The sequence below is a fragment of the Bradyrhizobium sp. JYMT SZCCT0428 genome, from assembly GCF_018131075.1.
Lineage (GTDB): Bacteria > Pseudomonadota > Alphaproteobacteria > Rhizobiales > Xanthobacteraceae > Bradyrhizobium.
Genome location: NZ_JAFCLS010000035.1, coordinates 64,612 through 90,419, shown reverse-complemented (window position 1 = coordinate 90,419; position 25,808 = coordinate 64,612). Strand labels below are relative to the sequence as shown.

Sequence of the window (25,808 nt, the reverse complement as noted above, 5' to 3'; positions counted from 1 at the left end):
GGCCAGTCTTCCGAATTGGCCGCGATCCAGTCGGCGGCCTCCTTCTTTGTCGCGAAGTCTCCAACGTGGGAATCGGGTCCGTTTCCGGTCACCACGACAACAGTCCAAGTGCCGGTCTTTCGCCGCTTTGGTTGAAACTCGGGCTTTAAACTGCTGTCCATTTCTGTAGGCCCCTTCCGGCGCCACGATTGACTGACCCATACCGAGAACTACGGGAATTCCTAAACGCGGATTCTGAGGGTGGACAGCACCCCTGACGGGGTACTCCGAAGAGCGCGTGAATGCGCCGCAGTTCGAGTACGTACACTCGCACTATAGGCCGTCGTTATCGTTCGCGAGAATTGATGAAAAAACGAGATGATCGTCAACGTAGGCAGAGACTGAAAATGGCATAGGGACAGCAATTCCGAATCGAAACTCCAGGGCCTTCAGATAACGCGAAATCCCCCGTCCGGGGGGCTGACTCGGACGGGGGCATTCCAAAGCGCTCCCGGCGGCGTTTTGGTGAGCGCCAACCGAAAACCTAACAGCGGCGTTCATTGCCGGAAAGGAGATTCGGGAAAACTTGGTATTTGTACCGAGACACGCCTGCGGCCCGGCTCACTCGCGGAAAATACGCCTCACCTAAACGGGTTATGAGATGATTGCGCGCGTTGCGAAACCGACTCGCGCCTCGTCAAAGGTTGCAGCGTAGCCTGAGCGGGATCGTTCGCGGTGTGACAGCGGATAGAAGCCGCAATCCCAACGCCATTGCCTGGCGTGTGTCAGCAAGCCCGATTGGATGGCAATCGTGCCAACCTGAACGTCACCATAGTAGACGTGCCATGTGTCGGAGCGTTCGGGGTGAGGGCGGCGGGTGAGGGCGAGCATGCACCATTGAGGCGCGGCATGCGGCCTTAAGTCGAATTATCAATCCCTTGGGGATCGTGCAGCGGGGAGGCACAGTGCGTCGTGGCTGGAAAAGGGCGGTGCCGAGCTGATGCCGGGCTGGCGCGCTTATGATCCTCACCAGCAGCTCAAGGTATTAGAGGCAGGAGAGAATAAAGTGTTCCAGTGGAGTTTTGTTGCCTGAGCGATACTGCTTGATAGCCTCACTGTAGGGAGGATCGGCGGGGCGCGGGTGCAACGGCCATCCAGTAATGAAAATGCCTTGGCGCCGCAGGCCTGCGATAAGAATGAGGCGCCCCATGTGCCCATTCCCGTTCGCGTATGGGTGAATCTCAAGGAAGTAAACGAATGCTGCGGCTAAGAGCTGCACACAGCGGATCAGCTTTGCCGCTGGGGGAATTGTGCTGTCTGAAATTCGGTAAAGGCGATCGATCTCGATAAGCGTATCCTGAATCTCAACGCTAAATTCCGACATCGAGCGAGAAACGAGACCGGGCGGATGACCCACACGAGGATCACTCCGAATAAATACATCATAATCTTTTAGGCAGGTGAAACTCGATCCACGATAATTACCCGCGTAGTAGTCGAACCCAGCAGGTGTCAGGGTAGCAAATAGTAGTCCGTGGACGCGTCGCGTATCTCTAAGCACACGCACCATAGAGGGAGGCGGCGCATCATAGATCGATCGGATGATTTGGACAGATCGAACTCGGACAACTTGATCACTGCCCGGCACATGTTCGTATTCCCACGACGGACATGTAACGGATGGTGATGACATGTTCAGTCAAAGATTTTCGACAAATCCGATGCCAAAATTTCAATTTGCGTGTTGCGCTCTGTCGGCGTCAACTTGCCTTGGCGTGCTAATGCTTCTTCGGCCATCGCCATCATCTCGGGCGAATGAACTTGGCGTTCAGACACAGCCGCTCTTGTCGTTCGCAAATTTTGCTTAGCATCAAAGGGCGAGTCGTTCTGTGTAGGCTCGTGCCGACGCTCATGGAGGACATTCATAGACCGGCTGTACGAAACCTTTACGATGTTTCTACGCACACTCACATTTTCAGAAATGGAAGCGTATGCATCAAAATCTTGATCCCTCAATAATGGTCGATTCATGTATCCTCCGGGGACGCTGTAGTTTCTTGGAGCAGTTTACCGAGCCATTCATGTAATTCGGCGGCGGTATCGACGCTCATGTAAATTCCAAATTCAACGCTTCGGATGAGGCCTCTTTTGGCTTCTATGATTTCTGCCGGATGGCTGTTGTCCAGAGTAAAACCACTTTCGCCCTCAGAAAGTTTCAATCCCTGGCGGACGATCCGCGGCAATGGAAACCGTTCGTTGTAGAATGCCAGCCAAACCTTACCTTGGGGTGTAGGCCCGCCAAGAGCGCCGTCGCAAGCGACTTCACGAAACTCGGTGGATTTTTGGTAATGGATATCGATGGTGGGGCGTTCGCCATCGGCACTGGAACTGGGCTCGTCAGGCATGAGCAAGTCTTATTCTGAGTCGGATGATGGGGTCCACTGGCGTAACGTGTACGGACAGCGGCGTAGCAACAACAATCTAGCACCTCAAGTGCTAGGTGGCGAGTTGGCAAAGTGGCGCCCCCGAAAGTGAGTGGATTTTCAAGCAAATCAGGTGCAGCATGTCCGTGGGCGTAAGAACCCGGACCAGTGACTACCCGCAATCCATCTAAGGATCATATCTTCGATTGGCGTCGAAGGTCGCGGCGTATCAAGCGGACGCACTTGGCGGTGCGGCTCCGAGCCCGACCATTATTGGCCGGGGGGCGCCGTTCTGTCCAGAGCCGAAAGGCTTAAAAGCGACGCGCCTGTCTCACTGGCAGGTTCTTACCCCCCGGCTGCTCGGTCTGCCACCGAGCGCGGGCCGTAAGAAGCCCAGACCAGTGAGCAACCATCATGACAATCGAAAGTCCTACGTTTCCGCCCAGGCGGGAAGCCATCGAAACCTTTGAGCCCTACGCCACACCGGATGCGTTCTGCGATTCGCTCGTGCGGATTGAACGGCTGGGTCCATGCCGCCGGCTGGTCTTTGCAGTCACCCAGCACGGCCACAGGGACGACGGCGCCATAAGGGCCGTCGTCGTCAAATTGGTGATCCCGGCCGACCTGATGGCCGAACTGGCTCAGGCCATCGTGGCGGACGATCGGTCCGAATTCGGTGGGCCAGTGATCCGCCTCTCCGAACACGCTGTGGCGCATTGAGGGGGCAGGACCATGAAAGCAACCGCAGAACGCGCAGCCCGGCCCGCTCGCGCGACCATTACGCCCGGGCTTGCCCGACAACAGCGCGAACGAGAAAAGACTCTCAGACGCCTCGCCAAGCTCAGGGAGAAGGCCCGCGACGAAATCGATCTCCTTCTGGCGTTCCTAGACGCCAGCGACCTGGATCCGGACCTTGAGGCCGACAGCGACGACGAGGAAGTAGGCGACGAGGAGCCTAGCCTCGGTGCGCCTGATCGGGTGGACGATCAGACGGGCTGGGGGGCGGCCGGCGCCGGCGCCGGCCGGTTGTCCGATTGCGAGCTCGACACCAGCGACGACGAGCCCGACGTCGACGACGAGGACGGCCGCGACCTGGAGCCGTCCCTCTGCGGGGTCACGGCCAACGGTGTCGCCGGTGACGAGCGCGACCTAGAGTACGACGCTGCTTTTGATGACAACGGCACGTCCCCCGTGGCGTTAGCCGCTGCAAGGGCGCGCGATCGGCGCAATCGGTCCAACGTGCGCTTGCCGGACGGTCGCCCTATCGATCTCGCCACCATCCCCTCCAACGTGAGGATTATCGAAGGGGGCGCGGACTATGACCATGAAGGAACAGCACGAGCACCGGGTGCACGCCATCCAGATGGTAGCGGCGTTGCCGACCGACCTCGAGGACGCGCTTCTAGTTTTGCGGGCGGCTGAGCGCCTTGTGAGGAGCTTCCTGACTGAGCCAGAGCCGGTTAAGGCGGCGCAGATCGTGAGCATGGTCCGGGAGTGCTCGGACCTATCGGCCTGAAGAAAGCACCCCGCCGTTTGACGGCGGGCTCGCGCCCTTTATCCACACCCCCAAACTCCCCTTGGTGAACGTAGACCATGGTGGTATAAGACCTTGGTATGTCGTTCCCATGGGGTTTTCTATGCAGATGGGTGTTTTGCGCGAGCAGTCATTCCCCTTCGCAGTTGTCTGCGAAGTGCTGGGCGTTCGGATTGAGACGTTCAGGTCCTGGCTGAAAAACGACATCGTCCACTTTTCCGATGACGAAATCGAACGCAAGCCAAACGGTCATGCTCACCGATTGACGTACACCACCGTCGTTCGTGTCGCGATCATGGTCGAGTTGATGAAATTTGGAATGTCGCCGAAAACGGCGTGGGGCGCCGGCTTCTATTACACGGTGGCGGGCGGCATGATTACCGACCGGCCGGCAACAACGCGACTTCCAGGCGAGCTTTTCAAGCACGGAATTACTTGGCTGCTCGTAGGTTCGGACGGAGCTGCAACGATGGTGAATACAGACGGGAAACAGATGACAGCCAATATCGCTGTGCACATCGAAACCTCGGCTATCGTCATCTGCATGAATCCCTTCATCGAAAGGCTGAATGGTAAACTTTCCGCGGTTGCCGAATGGAGTGCCGCTTGATGGCTGCTCGATTCCAAGTCGCGCCCGGCGATGTCCCAACCGCAATAGCGGCACGACGCATGGGTATGACTGTGGAGGCGTTTACGGCTGCTCTGCCTAACCTTATCGCTCGGGGCTTTCCTAAGCCGGATCCAGATACGGGCAACTTAGATCTCGATGCCATCGATCAATGGCGACGTCTTCGCTATCCACACCTCTTTAGCGGTCGTGGCGAGTTCGGCGCGCGCGATGCATCGACGGTAGCCCCAGACCGCATTGCTGCAGTCCGCAAGGTGTCGCGATGAGTGCAGTCAAGATTCGACACTACGCTGTTAAGCGCGGAAAGGGGTTCTGGCAGCCAACGACCAAAATGAAGGAAGTTGGCTTCTGTTCTGTCCCGTGCGGTCCGGATGGCCCAGGCGCATGGGCGTTAGCCGAAGAGTGGAATCTGCGGTGGGATCAGACTCGCGCAGGGGCGGCGCCATCGCCCGCGATGGCGTCAGCCCAGAATTTGTCGTTCGCAAACTCGGAAGAGTTGACGATCTATCCGCCGCGGTCGTTAGGCGAGGCTTTTCGCAAGTTCCGCCGCACCAATGAATGGGCGCGCAAAGAACCGCGAACGCGGGAAGATTGGTGGCGTGGTTGGAAGCGCATAAAGCCGATTTTCGGAGATTGCGATCCGCGTTCGGTGCGCCTCGACGACTTATCCGACTGGCGTCAAATGGTCGAAGAAACCGTCTCATTGGGTGAAGCGCATCGCGCAATGAAGATTTGGCGCGCGCTCTGGAACGTTTCCGCAGCGATGGGTTACTGCTCAAAGGATGGCGACCCGTCCTTAGCTGTTCGCAACTCGGCACCGAAGGGACGCTCGGCAACATGGGCAGAGGGCGAGGTTGCCCGTCTCGCCAAGCGAGCCTGGCGGCTCGGCTATTACGGCCTTGCCGCGGCGATTGCCGTGGCGTGGGACACTCAGATGAGCCCGGGTGACGTCCGTAACTTGCGCGCGTCTCAGCTAGCCAAAAGCGGTGATACTCAGCTCTTCTTCACAGAGAGGGGCAAGACTGGCACCCCGGTCGGAGGGGCGCTCAGCGCCCGCTCTATGCGTCTGTTGCTGGCATATTTGGAGAAGCTCGGCACCGAGTTGCTCAGGGACGCATACATATTTCGGAACCGATCTGGTCGCCCCTATTCGAAGGGCACCCTGGGCGCCGATTTTAGGGTCATCAGAGCGGCCGAATTCGGGCCGCTGGAGCGGCGAATGCTAGGCCACGACTTCCGGCGTTCTGGTGCCGTGGAGGCTATCAGCGGCGACGCTACGCCCGCTGCCGTGGCTCACGCCATGGGGAACACGTTGAACACCTCAAGCACGCTGTTCGCGACCTACGTCCCCGTCAATACGGTCACGATCGCCGCCGTGTTCGAAGCGCGAAAGCGGGGGCGCAGGTTGATCCGTTCCTGAACAAAACAAGCGCAAAAGTTGGAACGCTACGGTCTAGCAAGTTGGAATTTGAAATTGATAGGAGATAACCCGTTGAATAGTGAAGCAGAATTCCAGGCCCTTAAGAGGGTAGCCCGGCCTGATCGGCCGGGCCTGGTTCTCACATAAACAGACGCGCGATAAGGAGAGCCGCGCGTTACTTCTCGGTCGCAGCCGGGGCCGGCGCTTCGTCGTCGTGGTGGGCTTCCGGATCGAAGAACTCACCGGCGGCGGCCAGCGCCTCGGCGGCGGCGTCCTGATCTTCCTGACGGCTCGAGATGTCCTCGCCGCGGTTGATGCGCTCGGCTTCATCGGCGCTGCGTGCGACCGTGACGCTGACGCTGACTTCGACTTCGGGGTGCACGGCGATGGCGATCGAGTGCTTGCCGATGGTCTTGATCGGCGCGTCCAGCATGACCTGGCTGCGGCTGATGGTGACGCCGTCGGCCTCGAAGGAAGCGATGATGTCGCGCACGCTGACCGAACCGAACAATTGGCCGGTTTCGGAGGCCTGGCGCAGCACGACCACGTTACGGTCGTTGATCTTCTCGGCGACCTTGGTGGCTTCGCCCTTGGCCTTGAGGTTGTTGGCCTCGAGTTCGGCCTTCATGCCGTCGAACTTGGCGCGATTGTCCGACGTGGCGCGCAGCGCCTTGCCGCGCTTGAGCAGAAAGTTACGGGCAAATCCGTCCCTGACTTTGACGACTTCGCCCATCTGACCGAGCTTGGCGACGCGTTCCAGCAAAATGACTTCCATATTCGTTCTCCTTTTGAAGTGGTGATGATCCGGTTCGAGTGGATGGGTGGAATGGTTACGCTGCAGGCACCGGCGGCGGTCTGCCGCGCATAAAGCGTTGGCGAAATCCGAAGACGGCGTCGGCGAGGCCAAGCACGACCATCGCCAAAACCGGCCAGCCGAACACCACGACAACGGCGTAGGCGCAGGACAGCCAGAACGCGCGGCCGTTCAGCGCCAGTGTCAGCGTGTGCAGCACGGCAAAGCCGGTGATGGCGTAAGCCATCAGTAGTGCCGTCGCTGTGATCTGCGCGAACAATGCGGGAAGCCCGCCGACGAAACAGAACGCAAGTGCGAGCGACAACGCGACCAGCGTCATCGGCGGCAGCTCCGCGCTCTTCAGGTCCGGCCACGGCCGGTGCAGGCGGCCGGAGGTGGCGGTGATCTTGCCGGCGAGCCAGAGATTGAGCGTCAGCGTCATCATGGCGACGATCGCGGCTGCCGGCGGCGCGATGATTGCCAGAGCGCTAACCCACCGCTCGGTATCGCCTGACGGCGCGGCATTGCGGGGCGTCAGAATTCGCATCAGGCCGCGTTTCAGTGACGTCGTAATCGCCTCGGCGTCGCTGCCGAGCGTCAGCATGGCGGTGATCGTGGTCAGCATCGCAAAGCCTGCAATCCACAGCAGGATACGGCCAACCGGATACCATTCCATGGCAGGCGCGGCAGGCGGGGCGCCGTTGCCTGCTTCCTCGGCGGGCAGCGGCCGTCCGAGCAGCGCGAGATGGCCGAGCCACCAGGCGGGCAGGGCGACGGTGACGACAAAGGCGATGCAGTAGGGCAGGCCGAACATCAACCCGAGGCCTGAAGCCGCGGCGATGCCGCCGATCGTCGCCGCAAGCGGTCCCCATCCAAGGGCGGCCACCATCAGCGGCAGCGGGGCCAGATAGAACAACAGCAATGAAATCAGCGCGCCCGAGATGATCGAGGCGAACATCAGCGCCGACGCAGAGCCGGCCGCAAGCGCTATGAGTATGATCACGATCATCAGCTGTCCCGCTCCCTTCGAGCGGTTAGAGGTCTTTGGACCCCAACCATCGGCGACCGGACGACCCGGAAGCCTGATGAAAAGTCGCGATCGGCGGCACGGATGCCGCCGATCGAAATCGCCTTAGCGAATAACGTAGGGCAGCAAGCCGAGGAACCGCGAGCGCTTGATGGCGCGGGCGAGTTCACGCTGCTTCTTGGCGGAGACGGCGGTGATGCGGCTCGGCACGATCTTGCCGCGCTCGGAAACGTAACGCATCAGCAGCTTGGAATCCTTGTAGTCGATCTTCGGCGCATTCGGACCCGTGAACGGGCAGGTCTTGCGGCGGCGGAAAAACGGACGGCGTGCACCAGCTTCAGCCATGATTCTTACTCCTCAACCGCTGCGTCTTCATCGCGCGGACGGCGCGGGCCACGGTCGCCACGGAAGCCACCGCCTTCACGGTCGCCACGGAAGCCGCCTTCGCGGTCACCACGGAAACCACCACCACCACGGTCGTCGCGTTCGCGATCGCGATCGGCCTTGCGCATCATGGCCGACGGACCTTCCTCGTGCTCTTCGACGCGGACGGTGAGATAGCGGATCACGTCTTCGCTGATTCTCTCCTGGCGCTCGATCTCGGTGACCGCAGCGGAGGGCGCATCAATGTTCATCAGCACGAAATGTGCTTTGCGATTCTTGTTCATGCGATAGGTGAGGGAGCGCACGCCCCAGTTCTCGGTCTTGGTGATCTTGCCGCCGAGCCCTTCGACGATGCCCGTCATCTGGGTGGTCAGCTCTTCGACCTGCTGGGTGCTCGCATCCTGACGCGCGAGAAAAACATGCTCATAAAGAGGCATGGGTGTCCTTTCCTGTGTTGGCGCGGTTCCCGGCGGCAAGCCCTTCGAGACCTTCGGAAAGGACTCGATAATGCTCAGAAGGCGGAAGCACGGGACGACGGGCCAACTGGCCCTGCCACATCAACATCGCCGAAAGGTGAAATTGCTGAGACCGTCCGTTCAGCTCCCGGCCGGGATCCACGGATGCGCGGTTTATAGAGATTTTGAGCCCGCTGGCAAGCGTTGATCCGGGGATTTGGCCGGTTGATGCCCTGGCCGACCGCCGCCTCCAAGGGGCCAATTGACATATTTGTTTGTATGTCATACAAATAAAAGATCAGAGGGCAAAATGGCTCCCAAAATGGTTTCCGATTCCGTCGAAACCGCTCAGGCACTGGCCGGCGACCCCAAGCACGCCGTCCGCGCCACGCGTTCGGCCGGACGCCAGATGCGATCCCGCCTGCTGGACGGCGCCAGCCGCCTGTTCAAGGAGCGCGGCCTTTCAGGCACCTCGATCTCGGATATCGCCGCCGCTGCCGAGGCGTTTCCAAGCCAGATCACCTATTACTTCCGGACCAAGGAAGCGCTGTTCGTCGAATCCGCCTGCCGCGACATGCTCTATCTGGCACGCGCGACCGAGCAGGCGGCACTGCAGGCGCATACGCCGCGCGACTACACCCACGCGCTGGCCGAGACAGTGACGGCAACGGACTCGGTGGCCTTCTTCGCCGAAGCGTTGACGCTGACACGCCGCCGCCAGGATCTCGCACCGCTGGTCGAGCGCACCATCGAGCGGCTGCACAGCGAAGGCGCGCGCGCCTATGCCAGCCAGGTCGAGCGGCACGGCTGGCGCTCGCTGCGCGCGCCGGAAGAAAGCTCACGCAGGTTCTGGGCCGTTGCGATCGGCGTGATCGTGGAGGGCTATGCCATGGGCCGCGCGGCCGAGCAGATGTGCGGTGAGTTGCTGCGCTCGCTCGGCGAGCAGGCGACGACATCGACCGGCGACAGCACCCGCCTGCGCCTCGTCGGCAATCCCGCATCAGCTTTGGATTCACCCGAAGGGGAGACCTCGTCATGACCGCGCTTCGCATGCGTGCCCGCGATTTCCTGAGCGAGGATGAATTAATCGCCGTGCGCCAGCGCTCGACCTGGAAGGGTGTCGCGCTGATCGCACATGCCTGGGCACTGATCATAGGCTCGATCGCGCTGGTGGCCTGGTGGCCCAATCCGCTGACCTTTCTGCTGGCGGTCGGCATCATCGGCTCGCGCCAGCTCGGGCTCGCGATCCTGATGCATGACGGCGCCCATGGCTGCCTTTCGCCCGACGAGAAAACCAATCTGACCCTGAGCCAGTGGTTCTGCGCCTATCCGGTGTTTGCCGAGACCCGCGCCTATCGCCGCTATCATCTGCAGCATCATGCGCGCACCCAGCAGGACGATGATCCCGATCTCATCCTGTCGGCGCCGTTTCCGATTACAAAGATGAGCTATCGCCGCAAATTCCTGCGCGATATCACCGGGCAGACCGGCTATCAGCAGCGCAAGGCGCAATTGCTCAACGCGCTGGGACCTCGCGAATGGCCGCTGGCGCAGCGCGCGCCACATTTCTGGGAAAAGCTCGGTCCGCAATTTGCGGTCAACGCGGCGATGTTCGCAAGCCTTGCCGCCGCCGGCGTGTGGTGGGCCTATCCGCTATTATGGCTGCTGCCGCTGTTGACCTGGCAGATGGTGATCACCCGCATCCGCAACATCGCCGAGCACGCCGTGGTGCCCGACAGCAGCGATCCCTTGCGCAACACCCGCACCACGCATGCCGGCTTCCTCGAGCGGTTGTTCATCGCGCCCTATTACGTGAACTATCACCTCGAGCATCATCTGCTGTTTTACGTGCCCTGCTACAACCTGCCGCGCGTCCATCGCATTCTCAGCCAAAGCCGGCATGCCGACCGCATGGAGGTGCAGCCAAACTATGCTGCGGTGCTGCGCCTTGCGACCGCGAAGCCGAACCAGCAGGATCGCCCCGGCCAGCTCGTGAGCAGCGCGCGGCGTGCGCGAGCCGGGGCCGAGGTCGGCGGCGATCAGAAGGCCGGCGGTTTCTAGCCGCCGCTGGCGCGTGTTCGGCCGGCTTGCACACTGGCGCGGCGAAGCAGCACGAACAGAAACGCCAACAACAGCGCGGCCGAGAGCGCGAGCGACCAGTGAATGCCGATCGCCGCGCCGAACAGGCCCACGGTGATACCGCTGAAGGCGCGCATGCCGAGCCCGGCCATGTTGAACAGGCCGACGACGCGGCCGCGAATGTCGGCCGGGGCATTCAGCTGGACCATGGTCTGCGCCATCGTGTTGAACGACAGCTCGAAGAATCCCGCGGCGAACAGCAACGCGATCGCAAGCGTGTAGATCCCGACCGATGCGAACGCGAGCAGCGACAGCGCCCATAGAATTGCAAGAACGATGGCCGTCTGGGGCGTTGCTCTGAGCCGTCCCCACGCTTCCAGTGCGATGCCCGCAAGCAGCGCGCCGGCGGCGTCGGCGGCCAGCAGCACGCTGTAGGCCACGCCGGGGTCGCCGTGGCCGAGATCGATGGCAAAGCCCGGCATCTGGGCGTGATAGGCGTTGCCGATCATGAAGGAGGTCAGCCCGGCGAGCAGCGTCATCGAGATCAGGACAGGGTAGGTGCCGATGACGCGGATGGTCTGCACGATGTCGGCAAGGCCGCGGACGGCGAGGCGCTTTGCCACTGCGCCCTGGGCGCTGATCGGCGCCCAGAACAGCCAGAGCAGCATCGGGAGATAGAACAGCGTGTTGAGAATGATGCCGTGGGAGGGGCCGAGTGCCAGCATGATCACGCCGCCCGCGGCCGGACCGACCAGGATACCCAGATAGCGCGCCATCGCGTTCAGCCGTACCGCGCTCGGCAGATCGGCGGGGCCGACGATGTCGTAAAGCAGCAGCTGGTTCGGCGTCTGCCACAGCACGCCGGCGCAGCCGTGGATGACCAGAAGCAGCATCGCGTGCCACATCTGAAGCGTGTCGGTGATGAAGAAAATTCCCCATCCCGCCGACGCCACGATGAAGAGCAGCATGCCGCACTGAATGATGCGGCGTGGATCGAACCGGTCAGCGAGACCACCGACGGCGACGGAAAACAACAGAAAGGGCAGCCAGTGCGACAGCACCGCAAAGCCCGCCAGCGCCGGTGAATGGAATTTCTGGAACACCACCCAGTAACTGATCACGTGCTCGACATTGTCGGCCATCATGGCCAGCACGTAAGCGATGAACTGGGCCCGATAGGGCCGCGACTTCATGGCCGCGAACGAGCTGGACGCCACGGGTTTCGCAGAGGGTTCAGGACTCAAGAGATCACCTGGGTAAGACTTGACCGGGCTTGGCAATTGCGGGGCTGGCGCGGCATCCGTTTCCGCTCGCGCCGTTACACGCTTGTTGCGGGGTGCTCAAGACAGCAGGAGCGGCTTCGGTGCCGAAATAGCTGGCTTGATCGATATCTGCGATGATCCCGGCAAGCCCCGCGGCGAGGTTCCGTAACCCATTTTGCACCGCGATTCCTTGTGCGATGCACGCTCCGTCCGGCTTGACAGGGCGGCGAAAGCCGGTGTCTTACGGCTGCGCTTGAAGGAGTTTTCAGTCAAAATGACCGCAGCATTCACCTTTCCGGGCCAGGGGTCGCAGGCCGTGGGCATGGGCAAGGCCCTGGCGGAGGCCTTTCCGGCCGCGCGGGCGGTATTCGACGAGGTCGATGCGGCGCTCGGCGAAAAGCTGACCGCGATCATCTGGGAGGGGCCTGCCGAAACCCTCCAACTCACAGAAAATGCCCAGCCGGCGCTGATGGCCGTGTCGATCGCGACCTTGCGCGTGCTGGAGACCGAGGCCGGCTTCTCGGTCGGGCGGGACGCCGCCTTCGTGGCCGGTCACTCGCTCGGCGAATATTCGGCGCTGGCCGCGGCCGGCAGCCTCAGCCTCAGCGATACCGCGCGTCTGCTCCGCACCCGCGGCCTTGCGATGCAAAAGGCCGTGCCGGTCGGCGTCGGCGCCATGGCCGCGCTGCTTGGTCTGGACTACGAGGCGGCGGTGGCTGTCGCGGCTGAAGCTGCGCAAGATCAGGTCTGTCAGGCCGCCAACGACAATGGCGGCGGGCAGGTGGTGGTCTCCGGCGACAAGGCCGCGGTCGAACGCGCGCTTGAAATTGCAAAGACCAAGGGCGCCAAGCGTGCGATGCTGCTGCCGGTGTCCGCGCCGTTCCATTGCAAGCTGATGCAGCCCGCGGCCGACGTCATGGCGAAGGCGCTGGCCGATGTGACGATCAAGGCGCCGGCTTCGCCGCTGGTGTCGAATGTGCTGGCCGCGCCGATCACCGATCCCGATCAGATCAGGCGCCGTCTGATCGAGCAGGTCACCGGCACCGTGCGGTGGCGCGAGTCGGTCGCCTATATGGCGTCCCAAGGCGTGACGCGCTTTTTCGAGATCGGCGCCGGCAAGGTGCTGAGCGGGCTGGTCAAGCGCATCGCCGATGGTGCGGTCGGCGTTTCCGTCGGTGGACCCGGCGACATTGCCGCCGCCAAGGACGCATTGGCGGCTTCGAAGTAAGCGTGCCGAACAAGGAGATTTCGATGTTTGATTTGACGGGCAGGACGGCGCTGGTGACCGGCGCGACCGGCGGCATTGGCAACGCCATCGCGCAGGCGCTGCATGCGCAGGGCGCGACGGTGGCAATTTCGGGCACGCGCCGCGAAGTGCTGGATGCTTTCGCGGCCAAGCTCGGCGAGCGCGTTCATGTGCTGCCGTGCAATCTTTCCGACAGCGCGGAAGTCGAGGCCCTGGTGCCCGCGGCGGAAGCGGCGATGGGGCAGGTCGATATTCTGATCGCCAATGCCGGCATCACCCGCGACAATTTGTTCGTGCAATTGCGCGACGAGGATTGGGACGACGTCATCAACGTCAACCTGACCGCGACCTTCCGTCTGGCGCGCGCGGCGACCAAATTGATGATGCGCAAGCGCTTCGGCCGCATCATTGCCATCACCTCGATCGTCGGTGTGACCGGCAATCCCGGACAGGCCAATTACACCGCGTCGAAGGCGGGAATCATCGGCCTGATCAAGACGCTGGGCGCCGAATACGCCAAGCGCAACGTGACCGCCAATTGCATCGCGCCCGGATTCATCAAGACGCCGATGACGGATGCGCTCAACGACAAGCAGCGCGAGACCATCCTGTCGAAGGTTCCTGCAGCACGGCTGGGAACGCCCGAGGAGATCGCCGCGGCGGCGGTTTATCTCAGTTCGAACGAGGCGGCTTACGTCACCGGGCAAACCATCCACGTCAACGGCGGAATGGCCATGATTTGAGCCGGTTAGCGGCCCGATCAATGCGGCGATGGGCCGTTTCGGGCGGCCGGCCGAGGGCTTGTAGTCAACGGTAGGGAAGTATGATAACCGAACCACCGACGGATGGGCAAACAAGGCCATTGCAGGATTTTGAAACCCTGTATATTGGCGTGGCGACGCCTGCCGTTCGCCGGGCCTTTGTCGGCTACCACCGTGCCGAATCAAGACTATGCGCGATTGCGAAGGAAGTTTAACGACCACGATGGCTCGTATCGTCTTGCGGTATCTTGGGGTCGGGTCCAATGGAACAAGCACGAGGTTGAACGATGAGTGAGATTGGCGAGCGGGTTAAGAAGATTGTGGTCGAGCACCTCGGTGTTGAACCCGAGAAGGTGGTCGATGCGGCAAGTTTCATCGATGACCTTGGCGCTGACAGCCTCGACACCGTCGAGCTTGTGATGGCATTTGAAGAAGAGTTCGGTTGCGAGATTCCTGATGACGCCGCGGAAACGATTCTGACCGTCGGCGACGCGACAAAATTTCTCGAAAAGAACGCGAAAAGCTGACGCCCCCGCGCGGTGCGCATAGAGCCGGACGGGCCGTTGTCGAACGGTCCCCCGGTTTCTTGTTATGGACCGCCAGTTTCGGGCCGGAGTTTTTGATATGAGGCGGGTTGTCGTCACGGGGCTGGGCATGGTTACGCCACTCGGCTGCGGCGTTGACGCAACGTGGACGCGTATCCTCGCCGGCCGGAGCGGCGCCAGGCGAATCGAGACCTTCGAAGTTGCCGATCTCTCCAGCCAGATCGCCTGCGTGATTCCACGCGGCGACGGCAGCGGCGGCAGCTTCAATCCTGACCAGTGGATGGAGCCAAAGGACCAGCGCAAGGTCGATGATTTCATCATCTTTGCGATGGCCGCCGCGCGCCAGGCGCTCGACGACGCCGATTGGCATCCCGAGAGCGAAGAAGACAAATGCGCGACCGGCACTTTAATCGGGTCCGGGATCGGCGGCCTGTCCGGCATCGCCGATACCGCGCTGCTGCTCAAGGAGCGCGGCCCGCGCAAGGTCTCGCCGTTCTTCATTCCAGGGCGGCTGATCAATCTCGCTTCCGGCTACGTCTCGATCGAGCATGGCCTCAAGGGACCCAACCATTCCGTCGTCACCGCGTGTTCGACCGGCGCGCACGCGATCGGCGATGCCAGCCGCCTGATCGCGCTCGGCGATGCCGAGGTGATGGTGGCGGGCGGAACCGAATCGCCGATCTGCCGGCTGGCGATGGCGGGCTTCTGCGCGGCGCGCGCCCTCTCGACCGCCTTCAACGACACGCCGGAACGGGCTTCGCGTCCCTACGACAAAGATCGCGACGGCTTCGTGATGGGCGAGGGCGCCGGCATCGTGGTGCTCGAGGAATATGAACACGCCAAAAAGCGCGGCGCGAAAATCTACGCCGAGGTGATCGGCTACGGCCTGTCCGGCGATGCCTATCACATCACCTCGCCGGCGCCGGACGGCGATGGTGCCTTCCGCAGCATGAGCGCGGCGTTGAAGCGCGCTGGAATCAGCGCTTCTGATATCGACTACATCAACGCGCACGGCACCTCGACGCAGATCGGCGACGAGATCGAGCTCGGCGCGGTAGAGCGGTTGCTCGGCAATGCAACGTCCAAGGTGTCGATGTCGTCGACCAAGTCGTCGACCGGGCATCTGCTCGGCGCGGCCGGCGCGATCGAGGCGATTTTCAGCATCCTTGCGATTCGCGACAACATCGCCCCGCCCACCATCAATCTGGAAAATCCGTCGGTGGAGACGGCGATCGATCTCGTGCCTCAAACGGCGCGCCAACGCGAGATCAACGTCGCGTTGTCGAATTCTTTCGGTTTCGGAGGTACCAACGCCTCCGTCATCGTTCGGCGCGTAGTTAGTTAGCAAGTGTTTAGAGCGACTCCACCGTTTTGCCGTATTCGGCGATGACTCCTAGACGTGGGCGTATGCTATTGGCCGGGCAGGGGTTTGTCAGGCCACGATTGAACCGGCAGGATTCAGGTTGCATCGATGAGTGAAAGGCCGCCCATTTCCCCCCGGAGCCCGCGCGCTGCGCTGGAGCCCGAGCAGGTGCCGCCGCCGCCAAAGCGGTCCGAGCGCGCCCGCAATCCGTTTGTCGTGATCGGCAACGCCATCATCACCATTCTGATCATTTTGATGATCGGCGCGGGGACTGCGTATTATTACGGCCGCCAGCTTCTGGAGACGCCGGGTCCGCTGCAGGAAGACAAGATCGTCAATATTCCGGCACGCGCCGGCAAAAGGGACATCGCGGACGCGCTGCAGCGCGAGGGCGTGATCAACGTCAATCCGTGGCTGTTCATCGGCAGCGTGTTTGCGCTGAAGGCGAGTTCTGACCTCAAGCCCGGCGAATACGCGTTCCAGAAGCGCGCCAGCCTGCGCGATGTCATCGCCACCATCGTCGAAGGCAAGGTGGTGCAGCACGGCGTCACCATTCCCGAAGGCCTGACCTCCGAACAGATCGTGGCGCGCCTCACCGACAATGACCTGTTCTCGGGCTCGCTGAAGGAAATGCCGCGCGAGGGCACGCTGCTGCCGGAAACCTATAAATTCCCGCGCGGTACCAGCCGCGAGCAGGTGGTCCAGCGCATGCAGCAGACCCAGAAGCGGGTGCTTGCGGAAATCTGGGAACGCCGCAATCCGGACATTCCGGTCAGGTCGCCGGAGGCGTTGATTACGCTTGCCTCGATCGTCGAGAAGGAAACCGGCCGGGCCGACGAGCGCAGCCGGGTCGCCGCTGTCTTCACCAACCGGCTGCGCCAGAAGATGAAGCTGCAGTCAGATCCGACCATCATCTACGGGCTGGTGGGCGGCAAGGGTACGCTGGGCCGGCCGATCAAGCGCTCCGAGATCACCCAGCCGTCGCCCTACAACACTTACGTGATCGAGGGCTTGCCGCCGGGCCCGATCGCCAATCCCGGCCGCGCCTCGCTCGAGGCGGTCGCCAACCCGGCGCGGACTCGCGACCTGTTCTTCGTCGCAGACGGCAGCGGCGGACATACCTTTACCGAAACCTACGACCAGCACCAAAAGAACGTCGCCAAGCTGCGGGTGCTGGAAAAGCAGATCCAGAACGACACGGTCGAACCGGCCGAGGAAGCCGCAGCTCCTGCAGCGGCAGGCGCGCCGGCGGCCGACACCAACCCGACGGCGACGACGCCGAAGCCGACGGGAACGAAGAGGCAGCCCGCACGTCCGGCGGCGCCTGCGGCCGCCCCCGGCGCCCGCCAGGGCGCGGCGCAAACGACCACCACGGCGCCGGTGGTTCAGCGCTAAGTCAATTCCATCAGGCGTGAATTCGTTTTAAGCTCGCGCCGCACCCCGAGTCTCGCATCTCCCTGTTTTCGGAAAGTTTTACGCGATGGCGCTATCGAGCATGACCGGTTTTGCCCGGAGCAACGGCGCCAGCGGTCCGTACACGTTCGAGTGGGAACTGAAATCGGTCAATGCCAAGGGCTTTGACCTGCGGTTGCGGCTGCCGCCCGGATGGGACGAACTCGAGGCTTTCGCCAAGAAGCGCGCCGGCGAGGTGCTGTCGCGGGGCACGGTCTACGCCAATCTCAACGTCAAGCGGGCCAACGCGGTCTCGACCATCCGCATCAATGAGGACGTGCTCAACTCGATCGTAAAGGTGGCGGGTGTGCTCGCCGGCAAGATCGACGCGGTGGCGCCCAGCATCGACGGTTTGCTCGGCATCAAGGGCGTCATCGAGGTGGTCGAACCCGAAAGCGATGAGGCCGAAGACAAGGCGGCCAAAGACGCCGCGGCTGCCACCTTCGAGCAGGCGCTGGCCAATCTGGTCGAAATGCGGCGCCGCGAGGGCGTCGCGCTCGGGCAGATTCTCAACCAGCGTATGGACGAGATCGAGAAGCTCGCCAAGAAGGCCGAGGCCGCGCCCGGCCGCAAGCCCGAGGCGATCAGGGCGCGTCTGGCCGAACAGGTCGCAGCGCTGCTGGAAACGTCCGATCGTTTCGATCCTGACCGGCTCAATCAGGAAGCGATCATGATCGCGGCCAGGGCCGACATCCGCGAGGAGCTCGACCGCATCGCCTCCCACGTTGCTCAGGCCCGCGAGATGATTGGCAAGGGCGGCCCGGTGGGGCGCCGGCTGGATTTTCTCGCCCAGGAGTTCAACCGCGAGGTCAACACCTGCTGCTCGAAATCGAACGATCTGGAGTTGACCAATACCGGACTCGAGATGAAAAACGTGGTGGAGCAGTTCCGCGAGCAGGTCCAGAATCTGGAGTGAGCGATGACGGCTGGTGGTTTCGACGGGGTTGAGCGGCGCGGACTGATGTTCGTGCTGTCCTCCCCATCCGGCGCGGGCAAGACCACGCTGTCGCGGAAGCTGATCGACAAGATGCCTGGTCTAAAGATGTCGGTGTCGGCGACCACGCGGCCGATGCGGCCGGGAGAGGTCGACGGCCGCGACTATTTCTTCGTCGACAAACCGAAATTCGAAGCAATGGCCAAAAAGGGCGAATTGCTCGAATGGGCCACCGTGTTCGACAATCGCTATGGAACGCCGCGCGCGCCGGTCGAGGCCGCATTGTCGGCCGGGCAGGACGTGCTGTTTGATATCGACTGGCAGGGCACGCAACAATTGCGCGAGAAAGCCCGCGCCGACGTGGTCAGCGTGTTCATTCTGCCGCCGTCGGCTGCCGACCTCGAAAAGCGCCTGCACACCCGCGCCCAGGATTCAGACGAGGTCATTCGCGGAAGGATGGACCGCGCCACCCACGAACTGAGCCATTGGGCGGAATACGACTACATCGTCATCAACCAGGAAGTCGACCATGCCTTCGCCGAGGTGCAGTCGATCCTCAAGGCCGAACGGCTCAAGCGCGAGCGCCGTACCGGACTGACCGAATTCGTCCGCAGCCTGCAGCGCCAGCTCGAAAAATAATTCCGACTGCGGTCGCAGGCCCGGTCCGTGCCTAAGTTACGCTGAGCCGGCCTTACGTATGCGCACTACGCGCCAATCGCGCCAGCATCTCCGTCACCCGCCGCTCGGGATCGTCGGCCGCGCGCGGATCGCGGGGAACGTCGCGGGGAGTATTGCTGCGCCAGATCGGCGTCTCTTCCGGGAACATCGATGGCGACGTCCGTTCGGTCGGGATCGAGTCCCAGATCGCACGGCGATCACCGCGCGCTTCCAGCGGGATCGCCTGTGCGCGGCCGAACCGGTAAACCAGACTTGCGGTAATTCCTGCCAGCGCCAGGGCACCAGCCATTACCAGCAGCAGCATCTGCATCGATGCCGACCGTCTGTCCTGCGATGCGTCCGCGGCAGCGAGCGCAACCGGGGGGATGGCGGGCGGCGGTGCCGCTGTGGGATTGGCTTGTAGGGTCTGGGTTTGAAGGTTCTGGGTTTGAAGGCTTGGGGTTTGAAGGTTCTGGGTCTGGAGGCTTTGGGTCTGCGGGATCTGCGATGGCTCGGCTGCGGCAAGGCGCGGACCGCTCGATGGGCTGACGCCCGAAGGTTCCGGCCAGCGCGATGCGACGGATGATGGCGGTTGCGAGTCCGGTGCGGCCGCAATTTGGCTATTTGCGATTCTGGAAACGGGCACCGCATCCGTGCTCTGCGGCTCGATCAAATCCTCGACGCGCGCCTGCGGCGTGGTCAGTTCGGCGCGCGCGTTGGCGATCGATTTGCGACTATTGATGCTCTGCTGCGGCGAAACGGCATTGGCCGCCTCCGCCGATGCGGAATCCGATGCTGCAGGCGTGGATGAAGATTCCTTCGGCGCGGCGCGCGCGGTCTTGTTCTTCGCTTCGCCGATGTACCAGCAATTGCGTTTGGTGGCGTGATCGACGCGGTAATACCAATGACCACCTGCCGGCAAAGGCCCTTTTGGACCCTTCAGGCAGGTGTCCGCCGTTTTCGCGCTGTTCTCCTTGGCGGCATCTTGCTTGGCGGCATCCTGCGCAACGGCGGCGAAACTGGTTCCCGCCAAAATGCCGGCGAAGATCGCCGAGATGAATTTTGCTGAACGGTGTGACATGGCCATCCCCGATGGTGATACGCAACGCTTACGCGACGCTTACGATTCAAGTTTTCGTTAAAGACTTGGGTCGTAATGGGCCGCAATTTCGGAGCGGGTAGGGCATAATTGGGGCTCGCCGGCCCCATATTCGAGGCGAACGAGAGCCCAGAAAACAGGCACGAAAGCTACTGTTTGCTGGCTGTCCACGTTCCACCGCAACCGGTCGATTGCCGGAACGTTCCGGAGCCGCTTCGCCCGGAGAGACGGCCGGAACTGGTGACCGTGACGCCGTTGAAATTGCCGACCGTGCGGGCGGAACCGTTGCCGCTGACGGTGCCACTGACGCCCTGGGCGATGATCCTGCCGCTGGTCACGACCACCGCGCCCGTCGTGGTGCCGCCGCAGCCGACGGATGTAACCATCCACGCGCCGTCGAAACTGCCGCCGCCACCGCCACCACTGCGCGAGGCGCGGCGTGGGCTCTCGGCTTCGGGCTTGCTGCGCCGTGCGGGCTTCTCCGTCTCAATCGCGCGCGGCGTGGCGCGAGATCCGGACAGTGATTTCTCGTCATTGCCGATACTGCCGCCGGCGCTGCCGGATTGCGCCAAGCTGGCACTTACTCCGAATGCGGCTGACGTCAACAGGGCGAACAGAGCAATCCTGACCGAGCGTTGACCAGCGGCGTTTTGCATAAACAGGTGCCTTCAATTTCTCGAATGTAGAATCGGCTTCATCTGAGACGAGTGGGAGCCAAGTGCGATGTTACTGTTTCGACGCTGTCCACGTTCCGGAGCAGCCGTCCGATCGCCTGAACGTTCCGGAGCCGCTGCGGCCCGAGAAACGGCCGGAGCTGCTCCAACTCAAACCCGAGACGGATCCGCCTGACGTCGTAGAGCCGCTTGCACTGACTTGACCGGAACTCAATTCGCCCGAGATCCTGCCGCCGCTGATCACGAAGCGCTCGGTGCTGTTGCCGCAGCCCTGGGATTGGGCAACCCATGTGCCGTCGAAATTGCCGCCGCCACCACCGCCACCGCCACCTCCACCGCCGCTCTTCCGCGAAGCGCGACGCGGTTCGTCGGGCTCGGGCCTTGGCTTGCTGCGTTGTGCGGGCTTCTCGGTCTCAACCGCGCGCGGCGTCGTGCGCGATCCCGACAGCGATTTCTCGTCATTGCCGATGCTGCCGCCGGCGCTGCCGGATTGCGCGAAGCTGGTCGTTCCAAACCCAACCGACATCAAAAGGCAGAGCAGGCCAACCTTGATCGAACGTTGAACAGCGTTTTGCATAAACCGGTGCTTTCAATGTCTCGAATGTAAAATCTAGCGGCCGGATCCGTCGGCGCAGACGGCACCGATGATGCGGCAAGACTTGCCAGCCTTGTTGCACTCGTCAAGCGCGGCCTCCTTGGCGCGCTGGACCGTGTCGCGCTGAACCAGCGAGTAGGAATTCCCCGAGATCGCAAACGCGCCGCAGCGCGATCCATAGAAGCTCAGCTCGAGCGGACATTTGCTCGATCCGCAATTCTTGAGCGCGTCGTCGACCGCCGCGCGCCGCGACGCGTGATTCCAGGAGATGCCCCATTTGTTGCTGTCGGGGCCGTAGACGATCGAGCCCCAGGGCTTGAGATCGTCCATCTTGCGCAGCCGCGTCAGCACGCCCTCGGTGGCCTCGCCGGTCGGCGTCATGCTGCTCTTGGCCTGGAACTGGCTGATCGCCAGCCGCATGCCGTTCTTGCTGTCGAGCGGCTCCGGATCGAAATTGTGCTCGTAAAGCCGGTCGCTCAATTCCCTGAGCAGCGCGACGTCCTTGATCGGGATACGGTCGGGATCGGGGCGTAGCGTGCTGGAGAGCTGCGGCGCCGGTTGCGGTGCGACCGCGACCTGCGGCGAGGCGGGCGAACTGGGCGCGACAAAGTAGAACGTGCCGTCGATCGGCGAAGACGACACCCAGGGCTGCTGCGCGCCTCCGGTCTCGCGCTTCACCGCAAGGCCGACCTGGTTGAAGGTCTGGAAAATATCGAGGCCCGATTGCTTGATCGTCGCCGCCAGCGCCTTGGTGTAGGGGCTGTTGCCGCCGGTGCCATCCTGCGCGACGTTGCCGGGCTGCGTCGCGTAGGAAATCAGCGTGCCTTCCGGCGCGCGCATCTGGGCGAGGCCGCCGTCGGAGGCGCGCAGGCCGCGCGCGCCGAACGGATTGTTACGGCAGGCATCGAGGATCACCATGTTGAGCCGCGTGCCCGAGCCCTGCATCTGGCGCAGCACGAGGTTGACGTCCACCATCTGGAAATCGACATCGGCCTCGCGCGTCGGATTGGCGCCGACCGGAACCAGATAGTTCGAACCCGCGACCTGAACGCCATGGCCGGCGTAGTAGAACAGCGCGACGTCGGCGCCCTGGACCTGGCGGCCGAAATTCTGAACGGCGGTGTCCATGGCCGATTTGTCGAGATCGAGCTGGGCGCGGCCGCCGACCAGGGTAAAACCGAGGCCGGCGAGCGTGCTGGCCATCAGCGTCGCGTCATTGCGTGGATTGTCGAGCCGTGGAACGTTTTGGTAGGCGGAGTTGCCCACGACGAGCGCGATACGTTTCTCGGCGGCGGCGGGCGCGGCTGGCATCAGCGACAGCAGAAGCGCCAACGCTGCAAACGTCCAGACCTTGCCGTCGAAAGCCCCGCGCATATCCAATAATTCCCCGCAATATGCCGACAGGATACCAGCCTGCGCGGCCCGCGAAAAGCGGGCCGGATGTCCGATCGGTGCGGCCTAATGCTTCGACAGCGTCGCTGCGTGGTGGTGGCGCGTCGCTGCAAGGCCGAGGCGTGACGCCGGTCGGGCTTTGTGGCAGTTTTCGTCTGACAGGACCCAAAAGAGAGGTCCGCGGGAGGATCGCATGAGCACGAAGTTTGCCGTATCGCGGCCAATCACGACGACGGTATTTCTATGCGGTCTCATCGCACTGCCAGCCTTGGCCGCTGCGGCCGAGCGACCTCTCGGCGCCGACCCGGTCGCGGCGTGCGCCGCATTGTCGGGTGCAGGCAGCGGCGCGATCAAGGTCGATACGGCCGCGCTCACCGAGGCGAAGCCGCTGACCGTCGCGCCGGGCGGACCGACCCCCGCCGCCCGCATCAGTCCCGCGACCCCGCAATTCTGCCGGGTGCTGGGTCATATCGATCCGACCGATCCGAAGGCGCCGCCGATCCGCTTTCAGCTCAATCTGCCGCTGCAATGGAACGGGCGCTCGGTGCAGTATGGCGGCGGCGGATTCAACGGCGTGTTGATCACCGGGCTCAGCCTGCCGCCGGCCGCGCCCTTTGACAGCGCCTCGCCGCTGGCGCGGGGGTTTGCGACCTACGGCACTGATTCCGGTCACGAGACCAAGCCGGGCGAACCGCCTCAGCTGTTTGCCGCGAACGACGAGGCCTTCGTCAATTTTGCGCATGCCTCCTACAAGAAAGTGCGCGACGCTGCCGCCATGCTGATGGAGCGGGCTTACGGCGCGAAGCCCGAGCGGATGTATTTCGTCGGCAGTTCGGAAGGCGGCCGCGAGGGGCTGACCATGGCGCAGCGCTACCCGAACGACTTCGACGGCATCTTCGCCCGCGTTCCCGTGATCAACTGGGTTGGCCTGCAGCACGCCGGCACCCGCGCCGGCCTTGCGACCTGGGGGGAGGGGTGGATTCGCCCGGCGCAGGTCAAGGTCGTGCACGATGCGGTGCTCGCGGCCTGCGATGCGCAGGACGGCGTTGCCGATGCGCTGGTGGAAGACGCGGTCGGCTGCAAGGCGCGCTTCGATCCGGCGAAACTGCTCTGCGCCGGCGGCACGAGCGGCGATTCGTGCCTCAGCGAAGCGCAGCTCACCGCCATTCGCACGCTGCTTTCCCCCTATAAATTCCCGTTCGCGCTTGCCAACGGCGTCACCGAATATCCGGGGTGGGGCGTTTCCGGCGAGGGGACGAAATCCTTTGGCCCGACCGGCGGATGGAGTGCGTGGTGGCTGGGCTCCGCACCTCCGGCGCTGCCGCCGGTGCCTGCCAACGGCATCGCCTGGGTCTACGGGGCGGGCGGCATCGCGCATATCTTCGCGCGCGATCCGAATTTCGATGTCCGCAAATACCGGGTGGAGGATTTTGCCGAGCGGGTGCGCGAGGTTTCCGGGCTGATGGATTCGACCAATCCCGACCTCAGCGCGTTCAAGGCCCGGGGCGGCAAGCTCATCATGCTTGAATACATGGCCGACTACGCGCAGAGCCCCTACGCGGGGATCGGTTATTTCGAACAGGTGCAGAAGCGGATGGGTGAGGCGGCGACTGCCGAATTCGCCCGCCTCTATGCCGCGCCCGGTGTCGACCACGTCGGAAGCGGCGCACCGGCGAACGTCGACATGCTGTCGGTTCTGGTCGACTGGGTGGAGGGCGGCCGTGCACCTGGAAATCTCACCGTCGTCGAACAGCAACCGGCGCTGCCGATCACCGCTGATCGCTCACTGCCGCTTTGCCAGTGGCCGGCCTGGCCGCAATACAAGTCAGGCGATTCAAAAAATGCCGCCAGCTTCGTCTGCGGGCGGTGAGGCGGGAGAAACGCGATCCGATCTGACGGCGGGGGGCTGGCGTTAGCCGGGACTGCCTTGCCGTCAGCTCGCTGTTCCCGCGGCGAAAGCCGCGAACAATGCCTTTCCCTGCGGCCAGTCCGCAAGCTTGCTGGTCTCGTTGATGTGTCCGAGTTCTCCGACCTCGACAATACCGCCTCCCCACTGGTTCGCTCTCTCTCGGGCATATTCGACCGTGCCATAGGGGTCGTCCGCGCTCGCGACGATGAGCGAGGGAAACCTGAATTCCGTCCGCGGCGGATTGGCAAAACCGGCGGCCTCGACCGGGAAGGCCGGAGCTTCCGGGTTCGGCACCGCCACGAGGAATGCGCCAGCCACCGGCGCCGTTGAAACTTGCTGCCAATGCGCCACCAGGAGGCACCCCAGGCTGTGAGCGACGAGGAGCGGCGCCTGCCGGGCTGCACCAACCGCGCGATCTAGCGCCGCGATCCAGTCATCGAGTTCAGGCTGATTCCAGTCCGTCGATTGGAGGCGGCGCCATTGCGGATTTGCACCTTCCCAGCGGGTTTGCCAGTGCAACTCACCCGATCCTCCGATCCCCGGCACAATAATGATCTCAACCATGTCCGCTCCGTTATCCCTTGTAAGGGGACAAAGTTGACGTCTTCCGTTGCGATCGGGAATGGGAAATGATCGGAAAAGAAGCGCGCGCACCGATGGATTTAAGGTTCACCCCATGTCATCCCGAGAAAACAACGTCGTAGCCATCGATCCCACAGACATCGCGATCATCGAGGCCATGCAGGAGGATGGACGTATCGCGATGTCAGAGCTTGGCCGGAGGATCGGACTCTCTCAGCCCGCGACGTCCGAACGGGTCAAGCGACTGGAGGAGCGCGGCGTCATTACCGGCTATGGAGCTCGAATTAACCCCGCCGCACTGGGGTTGGGAATGATGGCTGTCATCCGCGTGCGCACAACTCACGAACATATTCAGGCTTGCCTGAGGCAATTTTCCCAAATGCCTCACGTCATGGAGGTGCTGCGACTAACCGGAGAGGATTGTTTCATTCTCAAGGTTTTCGTGCCGTCTCCGCAACAGCTTGAAACGATCGTGGACGCTGTTGCCAAACACGGCTCTGTAACAACGTCGCTGGTCCTGCGCAGCGAACAACCCAAACCGATCGGCCGCAAGTTGATCCAGCTCGCCGGCGCATGACGACTTCTGTTTCAGTCGTCATTTCGCACCGTATTTTG

At 62.7% G+C, this 25,808-nt stretch carries 27 protein-coding genes; 16 read left to right on the top strand and 11 right to left on the bottom strand.

The genetic code is table 11. The features are described from left to right. Positions 1-1,674: 1,674 nt before the first annotated feature. The gene (locus JQ575_RS30270; RefSeq protein ID WP_212036843.1) at positions 1,675-2,010 is read right to left on the bottom strand and encodes a hypothetical protein; all 336 of its coding nucleotides are present in this window, start codon (positions 2,008-2,010) and stop codon (positions 1,675-1,677) included. Beyond that, positions 2,007-2,384 carry a hypothetical protein gene (locus JQ575_RS30265; RefSeq protein ID WP_212036842.1) on the bottom strand — a complete coding sequence of 126 codons (378 nt, stop codon included), beginning with the start codon at positions 2,382-2,384 and terminating at the stop codon, positions 2,007-2,009. The genes JQ575_RS30270 and JQ575_RS30265 overlap by 4 nt, the downstream gene beginning before the upstream one ends. Before the next feature lie 432 nt (positions 2,385-2,816). On the opposite strand from JQ575_RS30265, the gene JQ575_RS30260 reads away from it, so the two are divergent. The 4 genes from JQ575_RS30260 to JQ575_RS30245 all read left to right on the top strand — a co-directional run bounded on the left by JQ575_RS30260 (position 2,817) and on the right by JQ575_RS30245 (position 5,984). Continuing rightward, positions 2,817-3,122, top strand: coding sequence for a hypothetical protein (locus tag JQ575_RS30260; RefSeq protein WP_212036841.1), 306 nt, complete (start codon positions 2,817-2,819; stop codon positions 3,120-3,122). Between the two features lie 12 nt (positions 3,123-3,134). Further along, on the top strand, positions 3,135-3,824 hold the full coding sequence (locus tag JQ575_RS30255) for a hypothetical protein (protein WP_212036840.1): 690 nt from the start codon (positions 3,135-3,137) through the stop codon (positions 3,822-3,824). 215 nt (positions 3,825-4,039) lie between these two features. After that, positions 4,040-4,546, top strand: a complete 507-nt coding sequence (locus tag JQ575_RS30250) for a hypothetical protein (RefSeq protein WP_212036839.1) — start codon at positions 4,040-4,042, stop codon at positions 4,544-4,546. 280 nt (positions 4,547-4,826) lie between these two features. Further along, positions 4,827-5,984 (top strand): tyrosine-type recombinase/integrase, encoded by a 1,158-nt coding sequence (locus JQ575_RS30245; protein WP_212036838.1) that lies wholly within the window; start codon positions 4,827-4,829, stop codon positions 5,982-5,984. Between the two features lie 175 nt (positions 5,985-6,159). Here the strand turns inward: JQ575_RS30245 and rplI are convergent, their stop codons facing one another. The 4 genes from rplI to rpsF all read right to left on the bottom strand — a co-directional run bounded on the left by rplI (position 6,160) and on the right by rpsF (position 8,625). Further along, positions 6,160-6,759 carry a 50S ribosomal protein L9 gene (gene rplI, locus JQ575_RS30240; protein ID WP_212036837.1) on the bottom strand — a complete coding sequence of 200 codons (600 nt, stop codon included), beginning with the start codon at positions 6,757-6,759 and terminating at the stop codon, positions 6,160-6,162. Between the two features lie 55 nt (positions 6,760-6,814). Beyond that, complete coding sequence (locus tag JQ575_RS30235) at positions 6,815-7,786, bottom strand: hypothetical protein (protein ID WP_212036836.1); 972 nt, start codon at positions 7,784-7,786, stop codon at positions 6,815-6,817. Between the two features lie 123 nt (positions 7,787-7,909). Continuing rightward, the gene (rpsR, locus tag JQ575_RS30230) at positions 7,910-8,149 is read right to left on the bottom strand and encodes a 30S ribosomal protein S18 (protein ID WP_002711478.1); all 240 of its coding nucleotides are present in this window, start codon (positions 8,147-8,149) and stop codon (positions 7,910-7,912) included. 5 nt (positions 8,150-8,154) lie between these two features. After that, a complete protein-coding gene (rpsF, locus tag JQ575_RS30225) occupies positions 8,155-8,625 on the bottom strand; it encodes a 30S ribosomal protein S6 (protein WP_211994594.1) in 471 nt (156 codons plus the stop codon). A gap of 328 nt (positions 8,626-8,953) precedes the next feature. Here rpsF and JQ575_RS30220 point away from each other — a divergent pair, with 328 nt between their 5' ends. Together JQ575_RS30220 and JQ575_RS30215 are read left to right on the top strand one after the other, a co-directional pair. Beyond that, positions 8,954-9,682 (top strand): TetR/AcrR family transcriptional regulator C-terminal domain-containing protein, encoded by a 729-nt coding sequence (locus JQ575_RS30220; RefSeq protein ID WP_212036835.1) that lies wholly within the window; start codon positions 8,954-8,956, stop codon positions 9,680-9,682. Then, complete coding sequence (locus tag JQ575_RS30215; protein ID WP_212036834.1) at positions 9,679-10,704, top strand: fatty acid desaturase family protein; 1,026 nt, start codon at positions 9,679-9,681, stop codon at positions 10,702-10,704. The genes JQ575_RS30220 and JQ575_RS30215 overlap by 4 nt, the downstream gene beginning before the upstream one ends. Here JQ575_RS30215 and JQ575_RS30210 read toward each other — a convergent pair. Next, positions 10,701-11,939, bottom strand: coding sequence for an MFS transporter (locus tag JQ575_RS30210; protein ID WP_312016049.1), 1,239 nt, complete (start codon positions 11,937-11,939; stop codon positions 10,701-10,703). The two genes, JQ575_RS30215 and JQ575_RS30210, sit on opposite strands and share 4 nt — an antisense overlap. Positions 11,940-12,258: 319 nt before the next feature. Here JQ575_RS30210 and fabD point away from each other — a divergent pair, with 319 nt between their 5' ends. The 7 genes from fabD (at position 12,259) to gmk (ending at position 18,924) form a co-directional block, all read left to right on the top strand. Beyond that, the gene (gene fabD, locus JQ575_RS30205) at positions 12,259-13,212 is read left to right on the top strand and encodes an ACP S-malonyltransferase (protein ID WP_212036833.1); all 954 of its coding nucleotides are present in this window, start codon (positions 12,259-12,261) and stop codon (positions 13,210-13,212) included. Between the two features lie 23 nt (positions 13,213-13,235). Then, positions 13,236-13,973, top strand: coding sequence for a 3-oxoacyl-[acyl-carrier-protein] reductase (gene fabG, locus JQ575_RS30200; protein WP_212036832.1), 738 nt, complete (start codon positions 13,236-13,238; stop codon positions 13,971-13,973). Between the two features lie 305 nt (positions 13,974-14,278). Beyond that, entirely contained in the window at positions 14,279-14,518 is a 240-nt protein-coding gene (locus tag JQ575_RS30195; protein WP_006020277.1) for an acyl carrier protein, read from the top strand. Positions 14,519-14,615: 97 nt separating this feature from the next. After that, positions 14,616-15,881: a beta-ketoacyl-ACP synthase II gene (gene fabF, locus JQ575_RS30190; RefSeq protein ID WP_212036831.1), complete on the top strand. Its 1,266-nt coding sequence runs from the start codon at positions 14,616-14,618 to the stop codon at positions 15,879-15,881. A gap of 126 nt (positions 15,882-16,007) precedes the next feature. Further along, positions 16,008-17,294, top strand: coding sequence for an endolytic transglycosylase MltG (gene mltG / locus JQ575_RS30185; protein ID WP_212036830.1), 1,287 nt, complete (start codon positions 16,008-16,010; stop codon positions 17,292-17,294). Positions 17,295-17,379: 85 nt separating this feature from the next. After that, positions 17,380-18,267 carry a YicC/YloC family endoribonuclease gene (locus tag JQ575_RS30180; RefSeq protein WP_212036829.1) on the top strand — a complete coding sequence of 296 codons (888 nt, stop codon included), beginning with the start codon at positions 17,380-17,382 and terminating at the stop codon, positions 18,265-18,267. A 3-nt stretch (positions 18,268-18,270) separates the two neighbouring features. Further along, entirely contained in the window at positions 18,271-18,924 is a 654-nt protein-coding gene (gene gmk / locus JQ575_RS30175; protein WP_212036828.1) for a guanylate kinase, read from the top strand. 52 nt (positions 18,925-18,976) lie between these two features. Here the strand turns inward: gmk and JQ575_RS30170 are convergent, their stop codons facing one another. Next, on the bottom strand, positions 18,977-20,023 hold the full coding sequence (locus tag JQ575_RS30170; protein WP_212036827.1) for a hypothetical protein: 1,047 nt from the start codon (positions 20,021-20,023) through the stop codon (positions 18,977-18,979). Between the two features lie 264 nt (positions 20,024-20,287). On the opposite strand from JQ575_RS30170, the gene JQ575_RS46205 reads away from it, so the two are divergent. Continuing rightward, complete coding sequence (locus tag JQ575_RS46205) at positions 20,288-20,680, top strand: hypothetical protein (protein ID WP_212036826.1); 393 nt, start codon at positions 20,288-20,290, stop codon at positions 20,678-20,680. Between the two features lie 87 nt (positions 20,681-20,767). Here the strand turns inward: JQ575_RS46205 and JQ575_RS30160 are convergent, their stop codons facing one another. Then, a complete protein-coding gene (locus tag JQ575_RS30160) occupies positions 20,768-21,292 on the bottom strand; it encodes a hypothetical protein (RefSeq protein ID WP_212036825.1) in 525 nt (174 codons plus the stop codon). 33 nt (positions 21,293-21,325) lie between these two features. After that, entirely contained in the window at positions 21,326-22,621 is a 1,296-nt protein-coding gene (locus JQ575_RS30155; protein WP_249166987.1) for a caspase family protein, read from the bottom strand. 274 nt (positions 22,622-22,895) lie between these two features. On the opposite strand from JQ575_RS30155, the gene JQ575_RS30150 reads away from it, so the two are divergent. Beyond that, entirely contained in the window at positions 22,896-24,572 is a 1,677-nt protein-coding gene (locus JQ575_RS30150; protein WP_212036823.1) for a tannase/feruloyl esterase family alpha/beta hydrolase, read from the top strand. Positions 24,573-24,635: 63 nt separating this feature from the next. Here the strand turns inward: JQ575_RS30150 and JQ575_RS30145 are convergent, their stop codons facing one another. Beyond that, complete coding sequence (locus tag JQ575_RS30145; protein ID WP_212036822.1) at positions 24,636-25,175, bottom strand: alpha/beta hydrolase; 540 nt, start codon at positions 25,173-25,175, stop codon at positions 24,636-24,638. A gap of 112 nt (positions 25,176-25,287) precedes the next feature. Between JQ575_RS30145 and JQ575_RS30140 the strand changes: the two genes are divergently transcribed. Next, positions 25,288-25,770 carry an Lrp/AsnC family transcriptional regulator gene (locus JQ575_RS30140; protein ID WP_212036821.1) on the top strand — a complete coding sequence of 161 codons (483 nt, stop codon included), beginning with the start codon at positions 25,288-25,290 and terminating at the stop codon, positions 25,768-25,770. The last annotated feature ends 38 nt before the right edge of the window (positions 25,771-25,808 follow it).